The 15,865-nt window shown below is 31.8% G+C and carries 14 protein-coding genes and 1 pseudogene; 10 read left to right on the forward strand and 5 right to left on the reverse strand.

What is annotated here, in order from left to right; all coding sequences use genetic code 11:
- Positions 1 to 118 precede the first annotated feature (118 nt).
- Positions 119 to 1,822 (forward strand): IS1634 family transposase, encoded by a 1,704-nt coding sequence (locus OTJ99_RS00685; protein WP_045164485.1) that lies wholly within the window; start codon positions 119 to 121, stop codon positions 1,820 to 1,822.
- Between the two features lie 429 nt (positions 1,823 to 2,251).
- On the opposite strand, the gene OTJ99_RS00690 is transcribed toward OTJ99_RS00685, so the two are convergent.
- The 3 genes from OTJ99_RS00690 to OTJ99_RS00700 form a co-directional block, all read right to left on the reverse strand.
- Positions 2,252 to 3,601, reverse strand: a complete 1,350-nt coding sequence (locus OTJ99_RS00690) for a hypothetical protein (protein ID WP_045164533.1) — start codon at positions 3,599 to 3,601, stop codon at positions 2,252 to 2,254.
- A 424-nt stretch (positions 3,602 to 4,025) separates the two neighbouring features.
- A complete protein-coding gene (locus OTJ99_RS12410; protein WP_052671456.1) occupies positions 4,026 to 4,205 on the reverse strand; it encodes a hypothetical protein in 180 nt (59 codons plus the stop codon).
- Positions 4,206 to 4,442: 237 nt separating this feature from the next.
- Complete coding sequence (locus OTJ99_RS00700; protein ID WP_307735257.1) at positions 4,443 to 4,877, reverse strand: S8 family peptidase; 435 nt, start codon at positions 4,875 to 4,877, stop codon at positions 4,443 to 4,445.
- Between OTJ99_RS00700 and OTJ99_RS00705 the strand changes: the two genes are divergently transcribed.
- On the forward strand, positions 4,786 to 5,037 hold the full coding sequence (locus OTJ99_RS00705; protein ID WP_235374543.1) for a hypothetical protein: 252 nt from the start codon (positions 4,786 to 4,788) through the stop codon (positions 5,035 to 5,037). The two genes, OTJ99_RS00700 and OTJ99_RS00705, sit on opposite strands and share 92 nt — an antisense overlap.
- Before the next feature lie 47 nt (positions 5,038 to 5,084).
- On the opposite strand, the pseudogene OTJ99_RS00710 reads toward OTJ99_RS00705, so the two are convergent.
- Positions 5,085 to 6,017 (reverse strand): annotated as a pseudogene (locus OTJ99_RS00710) (transposase).
- 595 nt (positions 6,018 to 6,612) lie between these two features.
- Between OTJ99_RS00710 and OTJ99_RS00715 the strand changes: the two are divergent.
- The 7 genes from OTJ99_RS00715 (at position 6,613) to OTJ99_RS00745 (ending at position 12,440) form a co-directional block, all read left to right on the forward strand.
- Complete coding sequence (locus OTJ99_RS00715) at positions 6,613 to 8,817, forward strand: peptidase domain-containing ABC transporter (protein ID WP_045164531.1); 2,205 nt, start codon at positions 6,613 to 6,615, stop codon at positions 8,815 to 8,817.
- Entirely contained in the window at positions 8,814 to 10,214 is a 1,401-nt protein-coding gene (locus tag OTJ99_RS00720) for an HlyD family efflux transporter periplasmic adaptor subunit (protein ID WP_045164530.1), read from the forward strand. The genes OTJ99_RS00715 and OTJ99_RS00720 overlap by 4 nt, the downstream gene beginning before the upstream one ends.
- A 106-nt stretch (positions 10,215 to 10,320) precedes the next feature.
- Positions 10,321 to 10,581: a class IIb bacteriocin, lactobin A/cerein 7B family gene (locus OTJ99_RS00725; RefSeq protein WP_045164529.1), complete on the forward strand. Its 261-nt coding sequence runs from the start codon at positions 10,321 to 10,323 to the stop codon at positions 10,579 to 10,581.
- A gap of 198 nt (positions 10,582 to 10,779) precedes the next feature.
- Positions 10,780 to 10,974, forward strand: a complete 195-nt coding sequence (locus OTJ99_RS00730; RefSeq protein ID WP_045164528.1) for a hypothetical protein — start codon at positions 10,780 to 10,782, stop codon at positions 10,972 to 10,974.
- Positions 10,975 to 11,164: 190 nt separating this feature from the next.
- The gene (locus OTJ99_RS00735) at positions 11,165 to 11,371 is read left to right on the forward strand and encodes a class IIb bacteriocin, lactobin A/cerein 7B family (RefSeq protein WP_045164527.1); all 207 of its coding nucleotides are present in this window, start codon (positions 11,165 to 11,167) and stop codon (positions 11,369 to 11,371) included.
- A gap of 34 nt (positions 11,372 to 11,405) precedes the next feature.
- Positions 11,406 to 11,618 (forward strand): hypothetical protein, encoded by a 213-nt coding sequence (locus tag OTJ99_RS00740; RefSeq protein ID WP_157841337.1) that lies wholly within the window; start codon positions 11,406 to 11,408, stop codon positions 11,616 to 11,618.
- Between the two features lie 93 nt (positions 11,619 to 11,711).
- Complete coding sequence (locus OTJ99_RS00745; protein ID WP_045164525.1) at positions 11,712 to 12,440, forward strand: CPBP family intramembrane glutamic endopeptidase; 729 nt, start codon at positions 11,712 to 11,714, stop codon at positions 12,438 to 12,440.
- A gap of 605 nt (positions 12,441 to 13,045) precedes the next feature.
- On the opposite strand, the gene OTJ99_RS00750 is transcribed toward OTJ99_RS00745, so the two are convergent.
- Positions 13,046 to 14,488 carry a transposase gene (locus OTJ99_RS00750; RefSeq protein ID WP_083943479.1) on the reverse strand — a complete coding sequence of 481 codons (1,443 nt, stop codon included), beginning with the start codon at positions 14,486 to 14,488 and terminating at the stop codon, positions 13,046 to 13,048.
- Between the two features lie 171 nt (positions 14,489 to 14,659).
- On the opposite strand from OTJ99_RS00750, the gene OTJ99_RS00755 reads away from it, so the two are divergent.
- Positions 14,660 to 15,829, forward strand: coding sequence for an ABC transporter permease subunit (locus tag OTJ99_RS00755; RefSeq protein WP_045164524.1), 1,170 nt, complete (start codon positions 14,660 to 14,662; stop codon positions 15,827 to 15,829).
- Positions 15,830 to 15,865 lie beyond the last annotated feature (36 nt).

Genomic DNA, 15,865 nt, shown 5'->3' on the forward strand with positions numbered 1-15,865 from the left:
AAAATAAAAAATTTTAAAAAATGTAGGGACAAATTTTAGCTTAATATATACTGAATTTGCTTGACTTTTTAAATATTTTGTGGTACAATATAACAAACTATCTTCAAGGAGTTGCCATATGTTTGTCAAAATTACTAATGCTGGCGGTTATCAGTATGTTAGGTTAGTCGAAAATTACCGTGAAAATGGTAAAGTAAAGCAAAGAGTACTATTTAACTTTGGTAGACTTGATATTCTCAAAGATGACCCCGCTTTTAAAAACATTGTAAAAAAACTATCTGATATTGTCGCTGAAACAACTACTGAGAATGCAAAAGCTGTTACTATTGAATCTGAAGAAGATATTTCGGATGCAGTTGTAAAAAACTGGGGATACATTGTATACAGAAAGTTATGGCAGGAGCTTGAAATTGATAAGTTTTTAAAAGGGAAAGCAGCAAAAGAGAGAAAGATAAAATTTGATGTAGACAAAGTAAGTTTTTTAATGACCATACAGAGATTGATAGAGCCAATGAGCAAACTAAGAACTTATCATCAGAGAAGCAAATATTTTGGATTTGAAGAGGATATAGATTTGAATCAATTGTACAGGTGTTTAGATTTTCTTGACAGTGTAAAAGAAGATTTAGAGACATACCTGTATCAGAGAAATAAAGACTTATTTAAGATGGTAGTTGATGTAGTGTTTTATGATGTGACGACAATATACTTTGAGAGTTGTAGAGCGGATGAACTTAAAAATTTTGGGTTTAGCAAAGACAACAAGGTAAATGAAGTGCAAGTTGTATTAGGGCTTTTGGTGGACAAAGAAGGCAGACCGATAGGGTATGAACTTTTTCCTGGTAATACGATAGATAGCAAGACGATGGTAAAGATACTGAGGAAGCTGAAGGAAAAATTTAGTATAGATAAGATAATAATAGTAGCAGACAAAGGGCTTAACAGCAGAATAAATTTAAAGATGATAAAAGAAGCTGGGTACGACTATATAGTAGCAAGCAGATTAAAGAATGCAAGTAAAGAAATTTTAGATGAAGTTTTTAATGAAGAAGGATATAAAAGACTTGATGGCAAAAGATGTTTGAATGCTGAAGAAATTTATGGTGATGAATTCAAATATAAGGTATTGGAAAGAACAAATATTGTCAAGGATGAAGAGGGTAAAGAGTTCAAAATAGAAGAGAATTTGATAATAACGTATTCAAGCAAGAGAGCCAAGAAAGACAAAGAAGACAGAGAGAGATTGGTAAGAAAAGCCAAAGAGCTTTTAGAGAACAAAGGAAGCATAACAGCCTTAGAAAAGAAAGGTGCAAGGAAATATTTGAAGAAGAAATCAAAATCAGAAGAATATGTATTGGATGAGGAAGCGATAAAACGAGATGAGAAATTTGACGGTTATTATGCAATTCAAACGAGCAAAAAGGATATGGATGTAGAAGAGGTTTTAGGAGCATATCACGATTTATGGAAGATAGAACAGTCATTCAGAGTAATGAAAAGCTGTTTAGAAGTGCGACCGATATATCACTTTACAGAAAGCAGAATAAAAGGACATTTTGTGATATGTTTTTTGGCATTTTTACTGCAAAGGACATTGGAATATATTTTGAGGAGAAAAGGTAAAGGAATAAGTAGTGAAAGGATAATGGAAGCAATATATTCAATGAACTTTTTTGAAATAGAGATAAAAGGGAAGAAATATTTGATAAAGCAAAAAATTGAGGGAGAAGCTGGAGATATACTGAATGTAATGAAGATAAAGGGTCCAAAAAACTTCATGACATATGAGGAAGGCTTAGAATTTATTGGTATTAGCAAATGATGTAGTGACAAAATTGAGGTCCATATTTTGTCAATCCCAGTCCTCCCAAGCTTTTTGAGCTTCAAACTGACAAAGTCAAGAAAAATTATTGATTTTAGTTATGGGCTCCTTTATAATATTTCTCTTTGTAATAACAGTCAAGTTGTTAGATGAACCCAATATTATATTTACTATATTATTGAGGAAGAAGTTTTAGAGGAGCCGTTTCTAATGTTCGTTCTGATTCAAATAAATAGCCAACAAAATTCATTTTATTCAATTATTCTATCTTCCAGACTTATTGTATTTATTTACGTATGATATAATGATTTGAGGGAGAAGCTAAAAAATTCTCTCTCAGAAATTTAAACGTGGCAAACTTTTATTTATCCTTTTCAAGTTTTGCTTTAAAAGAAAAGATTTTAAAAATGATTTCAAAAAAACTTGCTATTATAAGATTAATAAAAATTCATCATTCGCTTTGTTTTTTTCAACAAGTGTAATTGTAAAAGGACTTGAAAGAGGGTATTTTGTGATAAATTCAAAAAAAGCTGAAGAAGACTCTAATGAATATACCTTTATTTTATAATGCTTTGGAATATCTCTATAGTCAAAACGAGGGGAGAAAGTTAAAAAAAGACCATGTTTTAAGATGTACTTGTACATGATATCTGGCATAAATTGCTCTTCTTTACTTAGGAGAATATTTACCCTTTTTGTATTGTTACCATTTAAAAATTCTTTACTTATTCTTAACAGATTTTGTTTATCATTTATTTCTTCAATTGATAAAGAGATAGCCGTTAGAAAACCATTATTATAGTGCATGAATTTATTATCAAGATTGATTGAAGTTTGCATTATCTCTTTGGTATAATTTTTAAGTTCTAATTTTATAAGCTTGGATAAATTAGTTTTTAAAGATTTCTTAATATAGTAGAAGCACAAATCTTTTATCGATTCAATATCATCCAAATAGCGAAAGGAAAAATTTTCTGAGATACGTTCAACAATATAAGCGTCTAAAAATAATTTTTGATTTTTAACATCTTCAATAAATTTATTCAATGGATAAAATGCAAAAGCCTCCCAAAAGTGTTGAATCATTCTTGAATTTTCTGGTGGCCAATACATTTCCTTTTCCTCAGCGTCAATTTGTCCAAATTTGATAAATATAAAACCGTCATTATTGCTAACAGGAAAATACCTTATATAGGATATAGGAAATGGCTTTTTAGAATCATTATCGTAAATGTAACTATAGAATTTATTTTCAAAAAGGTCTATTACATAAATTTGCCATTCATTATCAGAATTGGGAAGAGAAAACTTTCTGTGTATAATTATTATATAGCGAGAATTTACCATTTTAAAAAAGCGAATGGGAGGCACAATGAAATTACTTATACCTTCCTGTTCTAAGTGATTTTCCCATAGCCTCAATTCAACAATAGGAATTTCAATAATGTCTTTTTCATATGTATTTAGCAAGTTAATACTCCTAACAGTGATTTTAACATAGTCATCTGCAATATTCCAGTAATACCCATATAATAAGTTATTTATTTCATCAAAATAAATAATTTCATCTAACTCTTTTTTAAACAGGTAGGTTTTAAGTTGAAGATTTGAGATATCAATAAAACATATTCCAATAGATTTATATGTGCTTTGCTTTAATACACTTCTTAATAAGAAATTTTTGCACTCTAATGGTAAACTACCCAATTGATTATCTTTTAAAACATTATGCATTTCAGATGATAAATCTTGAATATAAACAACTTCAATGTTCGTCATTTTTATCCTCCTAAATAAAAGCATTGACTACTTTGTATTTAAAAGACAAGAGGTAGCTTAAAAAGTTTGTTTAGCTACCTCTTAAAAGTAGGATAATTTGAGTTTAATAAGGATAGAATATATGAGGTCGTTTTCTAATCTCATTAAAAAATACGTGAAAGTGAGGAAAATAATTTGGGTCATCTTTATGAGGAGTTTTATGTTCATAATAATATGCTTGTGGAAAACCATGAATAGACGCATAAAAAACTACTTCTTTAGCTAATAATTCTGCAGAATTTCTACTTTTAGCAAAGATATCACCACCGTCTAAGACTACAGCCTTAGCTGTGCTAAAATCAACAGCAGGGCCAACATAAAGTTTTTTGTCGTCAGAGATATAAGCTAAAAAATAGTCGTATGAGCTGTTTCTTATTTTATCAACTTATGTTTCAGCTAAGTAATAAGTTGCTCCACCAACTACAATAATGCCAGCTACACCAAGAATGGCATACAAAAGAGATTCAAGAAGTCCTAATGCCCATGGCAAAGCTATAGCAAACTGTGCCGAGACAGTTTCAGAATCACCAATATTATACTCTTCCTTTGTTTTTTCATCAATCAATTTTGCTTTTAAATTCTCACCATCAAAGTATTCTACTTTTACAGAAAAGTTTTTTCTTCTGGGATTGATGTGTCTAAACTTTTATCAAACTTTTTATTTTTGATTGGCTTGACTTTTAATTTTATCTCATTTGTATCTTTGTCAAGCGTAGCAATATACTTGTATCCTTCATACTCAGCTTCTGCTGCTTTAATTTTTTTGTCAACATTATAGACCTTTATTTTATCTTTCCAAACATCATATCTTGGCTTTGCAAAGCTGACAGAATTGATAAGAAAATTTGAATCTCACAAGACCAAAGCCAAATATATTATCTTTACCTTTTTCACCTAGGTCTTCAGAAAGTTTTAGGAGTAGATTATAGATTTTATCTTTGTTTATGCTGTGCTTAGGTAGCAAGCTCCACTTTTCTGGTTTGCTTAAGATAAGAGCGATAATTGCTGTCAGGTGTGCAGCAGCAACAGAGTTTCCACTTGAGAGTTTGTAGCTATTGTTTGGAGCTGTGGACAAAATATTTTCACCATAAGAGCAAAAATCAATTTTGCCTTGAGAAGAAAACTGCGATATTTGGTTTTTGTAGTTGACAGAAGCAACAGAAATAACCTCATTGTATGATGCAGGAAAGCCTGCTTTTGAACCAAATGAATTTCTTGCCGAGGCAACAATGATTATTCCATGTTTTGTTGCTTTTAAAACAGCTTTTCAGAGTTTTGGATTATCAGATGAGGTGGAAAAACTCATGTTTGCAATGTTAATCTTGTTTTTTATACAAAAATCAAGAGCACGTACAACGAGGTCAACTTTTCCTTCAAGTTTTTTATTTAAGATTTAGGTTGTTGAATAAAAAATATTACCAGCAATGCATAAAACAAACATAAATTATTGATTCCATTCATAAGCGAAAGAAAACTTTTTACCTTCTAACTTTCTAAGAAGTTGCTCAAACAGCTTAGTATCCAATCAATATACCTTTTATAATTTCTAAATCCCTTGAGCCTTACATTCTCAAGATTATATTCACCTTTTAATTTGCTAAGTAGTCTTTCAATCTTTGTTCTCTGCCTGTATAACTTTTTACCCTCTTCAGTTTCTAAAAATCTTATGTTCTTGCTTCTAAAACTATTGCTAACATTGTTTATATCTTTCATGTTTCTTTTGTTTATCCCGGCAACAAATTTAACTTTAAGCTCATTTGCTATATTAAACTATTCTACTACAATCGTATCCCGCATCTGCTAATACAATCTCACAGCCAAAGAGCCCCATGCCCTATACAAAAGCTCTTCTTGTCGCACGTCTATTAATTTGCCTCTGTTAAAATCCAGAAAAGTGGTATTACTTCTTCTTTACCTGTATACAAAAGATGTAATTTGTATCCCCTATAAAATCCTATTGTAATATGTATACCTATTTTTGCTTCTGAATCATTTTTGGGACTTCTCAGCGGCGTAGAGTCTACTATCGCTATACTCATATCAGGTTCTATTTCAGCTATTAATACATCTTTTATATCTTGCATGTATTCTTCTTCTATTTTTCTTGATAACTTTGCAAAATATGAATAGTCCGGACTTTCTTCTATACCTACTACTTGCTTAAACTCTGTGTCTTGATTTATTCGATATTCTAATTCTCTGAAACTCTTTATCCCCTTTTTAACTTTATAAACCAAACAAGCTATTATCTGAAACAGATTAAATTTCCTCGGTCGTCCCCTTCTATTTTGCTTTATCTTCCTCGATAAAACTTCAGTAACCTTTTTATTACAAAAAGCAGCTTTGAAAATTTCTCATTTTGTGATTTAATATTCATGTATATCTTTTCCCCCTTGTGTTTTTTTGTGGTTTTCTCTTAAATTAAAATTATAACACAAGGGGGATTTTTTTCTTTTTTTACTGTGTTTACTCTATATGGTTATTTCTTTTATTCAACAACCCCTGTTTAAAAAATTAATATTTAGACTATCATCTTTGTATAAGAAGTTATCTCCTTTATTTTTTCAGCTTAATTCTATTCTCCATTCTTTACTTTCCTTATATCCTGAATTTAGTTATAGTCTACAAACAAAATTATTACAATATTGTTTTTTGCTACATTTACTCTATGTAGCAATCTTTTTATTTAACAATTGGTGTATTTTTCCTATTTCCAAACTTATCATTTTAAAAACACAAGAAAATTTAAGAAATTTTGAGCTATTTAAAGAAAAGTGTATTCTGAGCTCAAAATTTAGTTGAAAATGGTCTAAAAAAAAAAAAAAAACGGGATTGACAGAGTGAAAATGTATAAGATAAAATTTGCATAGAAATTCCAAGAAGAAATTTACAGAAAAAATAGTCCAAGTACAAAACAGACTAAATAAGATAATAAAGAAGGAAACATATTAAAAATCAAGTGGGATGAAGAGATGAGTAAAAGATACTATTGTGTAAAGCAGCATGATATAACCGATTGTGCAGCAGCGAGCATAGCAACAATTTGCTTGCAATATGGAAAAGAAGTATCGATAGCCAGAATAAGGCAGATAGCAGGGACAGACAGGTTTGGCACCACAGCATATGGAGTTGTAAAAGCGGCAAAAGAGCTTGGATTTGAAGCAAAAGCAGTCAGGGCAGAAGCAAAAGAAGCAATATTTGAGAAGATACCACTTCCGTGTATAGCACATGTACTGATAGATGGCAAGCTATTTCATTATGTAGTAATACATGAAATAAAAAAAGAAAGGATAGTAATAGCAGACCCTGCAAAGGGAATAGTTAAGCTAAAGCCAGAAGAGTTTTTTAAAATATGGACAGGCATTTTGATATTTCTTGTGCCAAATGAGAGGTTCAAGAAAGGTAAGCAAGAGGGAGTTTTGAAGAAGTTTTTTAAACTGCTGGGTTTGCAGAAGAGCTTGATATTGAATATTTTTGCAGTGTCAGTTGTATATACCTTGCTTGGTATAGCGGCAGCATTTTATTACAAGTTTTTGATGGATGATGTAATACCAAATCTTTTGAAGAATACACTTCACGTTATAGCAGCAGGTGCGATACTGATTACAATATTCAAGGTGATATTAGGAGCATTCAGGGTAAGGCTTTTGATACATTTAAGTCAAAGATTAGATATTAAGCTGATGCTGGGGTATTATGAACATGTGATTAAGCTTCCGATGAGTTTTTTTGGTAGCAGGAAGATAGGGGAGATAATTTCGAGGTTTATGGACGCGTCAAAGATAAGGGATGCGGTATCAGGTGCAACGCTGACGCTAATGATAGACAGCATAATGGCAGTGGTAGGCGCAATTATTTTATACCTGCAAAATTCCACGCTGTTTTTTATATCGCTTGTGATGGTTTTGTTATATGCAGCAGTAGTGTTTGGATTTAACAGGGCATTGAGGGAAGCGAACAGGCAGGAGATGGAAGACAATGCAATTTTAACATCGTATTTGGTAGAGTCACTGAATGGGATAGAGGTAGTAAAGGCATTTAATATAGAAGAGGATGTAAATTTTAAGACTGAGAGCAAGTTTGTAAAGCTTTTGAAAGATGTTTTCAAGGTAGCGAATTTAAACAATTTGCAAAGTAATATAAGCAGTGCAATAGCAGCGGTAGGAGTTATAGTGATACTGTGGGTAGGTGCAGACAAGGTAATAAATGGGCAGATGAGCATAGGAGAGTTGTTTACGTTCAATGCACTGCTTGCATACTTTGTAGACCCGATAAAAAATCTGATAGGATTGCAGCCGATGTTGCAGACGGCGATAGTTGCAGCCGAAAGGCTTAGTGAGATTTTGGAACTTGAGAGTGAGTTTCAAGGTGATGAAGACAGGAAATTATCACCCAGTTTGAAGGGAGATATAGAGATAGAGGGTTTGAACTTCAGATACGGTACAAGACAGCTTGTGCTGAGGGATATAAATCTTAAGATAAGAAGAGGAGAGAAGATAGCGATAGTAGGTGAGAGTGGTTCAGGTAAGACCACGTTAGCAAAATTGCTTTTAGGATTTTATGATTATGAAAGCGGAGAGATAAGAATAAATGGCTATAACTTAAAGGATATAAACAAGAAGTATTTGAGGGAGAAGATAGCATATATATCTCAAGACATTTTCTTGTTCAGTGGGACGATATTTGAGAATCTGGTGCTTGGAAACAGAAATTTAAAAATGGAAGAAGTAATTGAAGTGAGCAAATTAACAACACTGGACGAGTTTGTAGCAAAACTTCCTTTGAGATACAATACCATGATAGAAGAGAATGGAGCTAATTTGTCAGGCGGGCAGAAACAGCTAATAGCAATAACCAGGGCACTTTTAAAAAATCCTGAGATAATAATAATGGATGAAGCGACCAGTAACCTTGACTCTGTAACCGAGCAGGCGATAGGAAAGGTAATAGAGAAGGTATGTGAGGGGATAACCACTATAATAATAGCGCACAGGCTATCTACGATTTTAAAATGTGACAGGGTTGTGGTAATGCATGAAGGCAGGATAGTAGAGGTAGGGACACATGAAGAACTCATGGCAAAGAAAGGATATTATTATAACCTGTGGAGAGAGCAGCTGATGGGACTTGAGCAAAAAGGACTTTTGGATTCTGTTGGGAGTGCAACATTAAGATGAGAGAGGTAATATATGATTTTGGTGAACTTAGAGAAAGCAAGCTTTTGTATGAATCAGAGATTCCAAGGTATGGACTTTTTATTACATATATTTTGCTTGCCTTAGTGATAGGACTTGTTTTGTGGAGTGTGGTAGGAAAAATTGATATAAATGTGAAGGTTCAAGGGATAATAAGACCCTGGGAAGATGAAGCAAAGGTGATAAGTTATGTTGGAGGGAAGGTAAAAGAGGTTTTTGTAAAAGAAGGTGAATATATAAAGAAAGGTGATATTTTATTTAAGATTGATGATGAGGAATATGTGAAGAAGAGGGATTTTTTGGAACAGCAACTTAGCGAATATGAGAAAAAAGTTAATGATTTAAAAGAATTGAGAAATAGCATAGAAAAAGGAGAAAGCCTCAGGAATAAAAATAATGCATACTATTTGAGGTACTTGAGCTATAGTTATGAGGTAAACAAGCTAAGAAAAGCTGCAGAAGAAGCAAGAGTGCAAAGAGAATACAGTATAATGGAATTTAAAAAGCAGATGGAGAGTTTGGATGAGAAGATTAAAAATATTAATAGATTTGAAAGCACGTTAAAAGAAGTAAAGGAAGTTGTAAGCAAAGGCGAGCAAGTTAAGCTAACGAAATACGACATAGGGTATTTGGAATTTATATTGAGTGAAATAGAGGCTTACAATCAGCAGGTGAAGACAAAATTGGATGGTAGTAATATACAGAAGAAGATTTTAATATCGAAAATAGATTCAAAACTTGATGAGCAGAGAGAGTCAAAAAGTGAGATGATTTTGCAGAAACAGAAAATAGAAGGGCAGCTTGATTTGTTAAACATTTCGGGTGATGATACAAAAGAAGAAATTGAAAAGTATAAGTTTGAAATGCTACAGCAGATTGATAATGAGATTAGTAATTTAAGCAGTGAAATAAAGAATTTAAAAATCAGTTTAGGTGAAACAGAGAAGTTGATAGAAAGCTGTAATATAAGAGCGGAAAAAGATGGATATGTAGAATACAGTGCAAATCTTCTCAATGGAGCGGTGATAAATAGCGGAGCTGAGATTGGCAGAATAGTTGGCAGTGGGTCAAGAGGATTTAGGGTTATTGGATACATACCAAACACAAAAAGCAGTGGCATAGAAAGAGGGCAAAGAGCAAAGGTAAAGATAGCAGGAGCAGATGTGTTGAAAGTATTGGAAGGGAAGGTTGTAAGGGTATCGCAGGATATAAAGGCAATAGGCCAGAGTGGGCAAGGGTTTTATGAGGTTGAGGTAGAAGTAAAGAAAGTTCCAAAAGGTATTAATTTGAGGGCAGGGCAGGCATGTGAGATGAGCATAGTGGCTAGGCAGGAGCGGTTGATTGAATGGGTATTAAAGAAGTTGGGATTGAGGTTTTAAGGTGAGGCAACAACCCTTTCATCAGCCGGCTGTGAGGGTTGGGATATAGCTAAAATAAAAAATCATATTAAGCATTCGTAAAATATATAAAGGAAGGAGGAGAAATATGGTAACTGTAATGCCAATGAATGAATTTATAAAATTGACAGAAGAGGACTTGATGATGATTGATGGTGGAGTATCTGGATGGGGAATTGCTTGTGGTGTTTTTACAATTGTAGCTGGTGCTTGTGCTGTTGTAGGTGGTGTTGCTGCTATGTTTGCCCCCGAGCCAGTTGCAACAAAAGTTGTAGGCTATTCAGCAATTGTTGGAGGAATTGCAACAATTGGTGCAGGTATTACAGGAATTATGTGGGCTTTAGAATAAAGAAGCTTAGTTTAGTATTGAGTATTTGTTTGCAAATAATATGCAAATATTCAACTTGCACTTTTTGTGATATCAATTTATGGGCTTTTTGACACAAAGATGCTTTTTTAATAGTTTTTATAATGTTTTTATTTTTACTAATAAATTTAGCACTTTGTATTTTGTACTTTAGGCAAAGCGAAAGGAATGATTATAAATATGAAAAGGAAAATAGGTAAGTTAATAATAGTGATAAGTGGTTTTGTTATTTCGATCTGTGGTTTACTAAATCTTATGATACTGGCAAATCCCACAAAAAAAGTTTTATTTATTATAGGTCCCCTCTTGATAATATGTGGAATGATTGCAATAAAATTTGGATTTAATTTACTAAAAGGTAATAAGAATAGTTAATTTTATTTAATGAAAATATAGAAAATATATACGTTGAATTTTTTAGTCAGAAAATGGAAAGTTATTGAGACACTTGATTGAATGGATATTAGAGAAATTGGGATTGAGATTATAAGGATAGGCAACAACCTCTTTTGCGGCCGCAGGAGGTTGGGGTAGATAAAAAACAAAAAGAAAGGGGGAATCAAAAATGGTAAATGAAAGTATTATTAAAAATGGATATTTTGTTGAACTTCAAAATAGTGAAATGGAAATTGTAAATGGTGGCTGGATTAACACATTTATAAATGTTGCGAAATGGACTTTTAAAGTTATTGAGTATCTTGGCATAGTAGATGCATTACGAGAGTTTGGAAGAGGTTTTATTGATGGTTGGAATGAAGCAACACGCAGATGAGTAATTTTTTAATTATTCAAACTAAAAGAAGGGGGTGAATTTTGTGTATAAATTTATACAACTTGATGAAAGTGAAGCTTTAATAATAAATGGTGGAGAAACTCTTTTTTATGACATTGGTAAAGCTCTAGGATATGGATTGGGTAAATTATGGAATTTCATTAGTAATCTCCCGTCATATTTTATTCAAAATCCACCTGTTGGTGGTCCGCCAAATATCTATAGTCGCTATATATACTTTATTTAGATTAACAAGTATCAAGGAGCGACACCTTTCCGCAGAAGACGGAAAGGTGTCGTGGTTATTTAAAATTTTACATTTTAAGAATGGAGGATATTAATGGAATACAACAAAAGCAGAGTTATAGAAGGTAAAAGCATTTTAAAATATATAGGTATTTTTTTATTCTCTAATATAATATTACCAGGCATATTTTTTGCAATTATCTTTGGCAATGATATTCCATATATAGCTGTAATAGGTAGTATATGGAGCACTACTTTATTTTTTATAGTATTTTGCAAAAGGGAGATAGAGACTTTATTTAATAATTCTATTTCAAAAATCAAAAGCAAACTGAATACTAAAAAGATATTATTTATTCTAATATTTGGTTTTTTGATAAATGTTATATTAAGTATTTTTGGAAGCATAATGATGTCTCAAGAAATTTCTGGCAAAAATAAAGTTTCTAATGATTTAATAAACGACATAGCTATGTATATGAAGGGCAACAATTATTTTACAAATGCAATAATGATGTTAGCAATAGTAATATCTCTTGGAATATTAGGGCCTATTATTGAAGAGGTTGTTTTTAGAGGACTTATTCTTCAAGCGCTGATGAATAAAATGAACATTGTAATGGCTATATTAATTGAGTCATTACTGTTTAGTATATTTCATTCGAATTTATTTCAAGTTATTATTACGTTTATGTTTGGAATACTATTATCAATTGTTTGTATTCGTTTTGAGTCGATAATTGCTTCTATTATTTTACATATAGGTTTTAATATGTCTTTTTTACTTAAAATATTATGTACAATTATTTTAAGTAAAATCTAAAATATTTGAACTACAATGCATGGCTTTTTTTAGTTCTAAAGACTATTACTCCAAAATTGTAATAGTAATGTATTTTCAATTATTTTTACACATTCATGTTGACAATTTTATAGTTTCTTGATGATAGCAAACTAAATCAAACAAAATTTTTTGATATGGTAAATGAGAAAAAGTACATCAATAGTATGTAGCTATACAGTAGGCAAGTATGTGTGAAGGGTATAACAGAGAAAATTAATTATTATAGTAAAATAAATTTTTACAAACATACGAATGCTGGATTGTAAATGTTTTAAAGAGTCTGATAATGCTTATCTTAAGAATTTTTGCAAAAGGCTATAACTGCAATATAGCCGTTTGCAAAATGAATAGATGTACAAACCATAAAATAGGAATACAGGAATAAAAGTCAAGAGGCTGCATAGGTAAATTGTGCTATTTACACACAATAACAACATTATCAGCAACGTATGCAACTATAAATGTATTACCAAATAATTCAAAAGCCAAAAAAGGCAAAATTATATCAAACCCTTTAAAAAGGGTTTTTAGTGTGGGCAATTTGTAAAGGATTAAAAATGCATTTTTTAGAGTTAAGAGAAATCTTAGGCAATAAGTTTTTTAAGTTTTTGAAGTTTTTTGTAAGAGATATTTTGGTGATGTTTTAGTATGGCATAAGAGAGAATAAAGAGTAAAAGCATACAAATAGCAGAGAGTAAGAAGTCAGAAAAAAGTGAAATATGGTCATATGAGAAAATGGTATCATGACCGAGAAAAGACTTTAGATTAAAAATAGTTTGCTCGATAGTAACTCTGGATTTGTAAAGTTGATAAAACTGGTCAGAATTTCTATCGATACCTGGATAATACCGCAGGTTGGCATCCGGGTATGTATAGAACATCCTACCTGACTTAGAAGTAGTACAAGGATGTGGGCAAGTGCAAAAGCGTTTATTGTCTTTAATCTGAGAGCAAGGGCAGCGCCATTTAATTCTTGGGGAGCGATTTTTACCATTACAAAGACCTTCGTAGATAAAAGGTTTATTTAGTTTATTACAGAAGGGTATACCGTTTTGTGAGATAGTGATGTTAGGGTCAGAGGTAGGAGTATATGAGGTTTGGTTAGAATTTCTGGGGTTAATAGGGATTATGACTTTAGAGAAATTGAAATCTTTGATGAGAGAAGAATAGACCATGTAAGAGTCAAGAGCACTGTCGGCGATAAAGGTTGAAAACTGATTGGATTGGAAATTGTGGTTTAGGTTAATCAAAGCGGGAATAAGAGCTTTTGAATCAGAGATAGCTTTAGAAAAAGCAGGGTCTTGAGGGTCATCAGAAGAAGGACAGAAGGCAGGAGTGATTACAAGAGGTAAACCAAATCCATTAGTGATGATAGCGAATTTGTATCCATAGCAGAAATGACCATTAGCGAACATACGAGTGATATAAGGTGAAGCAGAAGCAGATTTGGGGAGGTTTGAGTATGTGAGATAATACACAGCAGAGGAAGTAAGGTTAGGGTTTTGAGATTTAGTTTTTCTGAGCATAGATTGGATGAACTTAGGGTTATTTTCTTTGAGCATAGGAACTAAGGCGGTTGTGTCGAATATGATGCAAGAAGCAAGATCAGGGTTTATTTCAAGTGCAATATTTTGAGCATATTTTGCGAGGTTATAAAAGACGTTTTCGATTTCGGAGCAAAAGATTTTTCTAAATCTTGAGAATGTAGAGATAGAGGGTATAGTATCGAAGTTGCAGAAAGATTTAAGCTGGTAAGAGTTGAGCAAGACAGCACGGAGTTGAGTTAAGGTAGAGAATTTGAAGATTTTTTGGATGAAGAAAGCACATAACATAGATTGCAAAGAGAAGCATCTATGTTTACCGAAGTATTTATAGTAGGCTTTAAAGAAGGATTGAGGGATGAAGCTTTTGATATTGATGTATTTGTTGAAGAAGCCAAGAAGGTTATGAGGGTTATTGAGAGCGAGGTTTTTAACGTCCTCATAAAGTTCTAAAAAAGAGAGTTGTTTATTATGATTTTTAAACATTTTATCCTCCTCTTCATAGAAAATATGTTTTATACAGTTATATTTTACACTATCTATGAGGAGGAAGGAATACCTTTTTGAAGATTGTATAAAGCTTGATAATGCTCATTTTGAGCGTTTCTGCAAAAGGCTAAAAAGGCTATAACTGCAATAGCAAAGGAGGTAGCACAATTGTTATTGTATGCTGAAATCCAAAAAATTCTCAAAAGCAAAAAATTTTTTATTGCCTTAATAATCACAATTGGTTTCAATCTTTTTTATTGCTGGTTTGTGTATAATTATGAGAACAAAAGTGTTGAATCTACAAAACAATATATTGCAGATACAGAAAGACAGATAAAGGAATTGCAGCAGAAATTAAAAAAAGAAAAAGACGACATGAAGAAAAGATTATATCAGGAACAAATTAATGAATTGAATAGAATTGTTCAAAAGGAAAAATTAAAAATGCAATATGCTTCTAATCCTAAGAAGGAAATAGAAGAAAGAGCCCGATATTACAAGATGAGGTATGAAATTTCTCAGAAAGCTGGTGACTATAAAGAGCTTGAAATTAATAAGGTAAATTATCAGATTTTAAATGAAAATATAAAGAGGAAAAAATATTATAGTGTTGGTGGACAATTTGATGGATGGACTTATTTACTTAGTCAATCGTACGGAATAGCATTTTTTATAATTATTGTTTTAGCTTTGCTTATTGGAAGTGGTATAGTTTCAGATGAATATAAGGAAGGGACAGCGAAGATTTTAAAAACTATGCCTGTGAAAAGAAGTAATATTATTTTAAGCAAATTTATTGCAACTGTTTTGACTGTGTCCGCATTGGTCATTGGTATACAAATTGTATTTTTCATAGTTTTAAATCTTATAACAGATTCTTTTAAATACTATGATGTATATTGTAATTGGATTTCGAGATACAAGGTGATAGGTTTTAAAGTGTATCCTGTTTTAGATAACGTGAAGTTATTAACTTTACTTGAAAGCAGCATATTACAGTTTATGACAGAAATAGTAATTATTTTAGCTATATCTGGAATTATTGTATTTTTCTCTTCTATATTTGAAAACGGAGTATTTACGAGTATTAGTTTTATTGCAATAATAGTAATTATAAGTATACTTCGTCAAAAGATGCTTATGATAAAAACACCAGTATTGAAGCTATTGTCATTGATATTTCCTTGGGAACTATCTGTTGTATACACGAATTATTTGCCAAATGAGTTGGATTGGATTTATGCTTCAACCTATGTTGTTATAGGGTTGAATTTACTGCTAACAATTATCTTTGTATTGGGTTCTATAGAAATATTTAAACATAAAGAAAAAGTATAATATAGTGTAAAAATAAAATTTGGTAATATCTAAAGG

This window comes from Caldicellulosiruptor naganoensis, assembly GCF_026914285.1.
Taxonomy (GTDB): Bacteria; Bacillota; Thermoanaerobacteria; order Caldicellulosiruptorales; family Caldicellulosiruptoraceae; genus Caldicellulosiruptor; species Caldicellulosiruptor naganoensis.

What these genes read in the sequence shown, in the direction of transcription:
- OTJ99_RS00685 (WP_045164485.1), top strand. Translation starts at nt 119, where the DNA reads ATGTTTGTCAAAATTACTAATGCTGGCGGTTATCAGTATGTTAGGTTA.
- OTJ99_RS00690 (WP_045164533.1), bottom strand. Translation starts at nt 3,601, where the DNA reads ATGACGAACATTGAAGTTGTTTATATTCAAGATTTATCATCTGAAATG.
- OTJ99_RS00715 (WP_045164531.1), top strand. Translation starts at nt 6,613, where the DNA reads ATGAGTAAAAGATACTATTGTGTAAAGCAGCATGATATAACCGATTGT.
- OTJ99_RS00720 (WP_045164530.1), top strand. Translation starts at nt 8,814, where the DNA reads ATGAGAGAGGTAATATATGATTTTGGTGAACTTAGAGAAAGCAAGCTT.
- OTJ99_RS00725 (WP_045164529.1), top strand. Translation starts at nt 10,321, where the DNA reads ATGGTAACTGTAATGCCAATGAATGAATTTATAAAATTGACAGAAGAG.
- OTJ99_RS00730 (WP_045164528.1), top strand. Translation starts at nt 10,780, where the DNA reads ATGAAAAGGAAAATAGGTAAGTTAATAATAGTGATAAGTGGTTTTGTT.
- OTJ99_RS00735 (WP_045164527.1), top strand. Translation starts at nt 11,165, where the DNA reads ATGGTAAATGAAAGTATTATTAAAAATGGATATTTTGTTGAACTTCAA.
- OTJ99_RS00745 (WP_045164525.1), top strand. Translation starts at nt 11,712, where the DNA reads ATGGAATACAACAAAAGCAGAGTTATAGAAGGTAAAAGCATTTTAAAA.
- OTJ99_RS00750 (WP_083943479.1), bottom strand. Translation starts at nt 14,488, where the DNA reads ATGTTTAAAAATCATAATAAACAACTCTCTTTTTTAGAACTTTATGAG.